Origin of the sequence: Streptococcus sp. HCA-5024 (assembly GCF_037890265.1) — a bacterium.
GTDB lineage: Bacteria > Bacillota > Bacilli > Lactobacillales > Streptococcaceae > Streptococcus > Streptococcus lingualis.
The window spans coordinates 1-919 of record NZ_JBBKBR010000016.1 but is presented as its reverse complement, the minus strand read 5'-3'; the positions used below and the strand labels follow the sequence as shown (position 1 = coordinate 919).

General features: G+C 35.0%; 1 protein-coding gene. It reads right to left on the bottom strand.

Going from position 1 to position 919, the window contains the following annotated elements; all coding sequences use genetic code 11:
• Nucleotides 1-323 precede the first annotated feature (323 nt).
• The coding region (locus tag WKT08_RS10385; protein WP_340281935.1) for a DUF389 domain-containing protein at nt 324-919 on the bottom strand (596 nt) is incomplete at its 5' end.

The window sequence follows — 919 nt, the reverse complement described above, 5'->3', positions numbered from 1 at the left end:
CCTGGTTTGGAAAGTATGAATTTCAGTTGGACTAAAAACAGCGTAATATCAAGACTTTTCTCCGCTTTTATAAAAGCTTTTTTCCAATCAAATTCAACTAATTTTATCCGAATGGTGTGGATTTTACCCCCAAAATTACAGAGAATGGAGCTGATAAACACTAAACGTTCACACCATTAGTTAAATGATTTTTTGTTCATCATTTTTCTTAGATGATAGAACTTCTAATTTATTTCTTATTCAAGCAAAAACAACCTGCTATAAGTAAGAAAGAGGAAGATACAAGAAAAACACGGCGTAAAAACCGATTCAGTTCATTGTCCTCAATCCTTGTCTGCTTCATTTTCTTTTACGAGATCGTTTTGTGAATCTTTTTCAGAGAGTTTTTGATCAATATACTTGTCAATGTTTTCATAAAATTCCTTGGTCGCTTCACTATCTAATGTTGGCGAGTTCTGAACTTGATTCACTTTCAATTGAACAGATTGAATACCGTAAGAGGCTTGTTTTTGGTGGAGTGTTTCTAATTCTTCTTCTGAAATCGGATCTCCAACAACCGTCAAGACCAATTCATTGTTACTTGACTTGTAGACTTGATTAATAACCGTATAATTGGCGAACTCTTTTCCTACAAACTGTTTGATCCCTTCTTTGCGCGCTTGTTCTATTGTCAGAGTAACTGCCGAATAGCTAGCTGGAAGAATCAACAATACAATCAAAGAAATCAAGCCAATTCTCATTTTAATGCTCAGCTCTTTAAATGAAGTTAAAGGAGATTTTCTCATCAAAATTCTTGTTCCAACAATGTTGGCTAGCATGATAAAGACACAGTTGATCAAGAAAAGATAGAGAGCCCCCAATAAAAATCGTACATTCCCATTAGCTAAACCATAGCCAGCAGTACAGATAGGCGGCATCA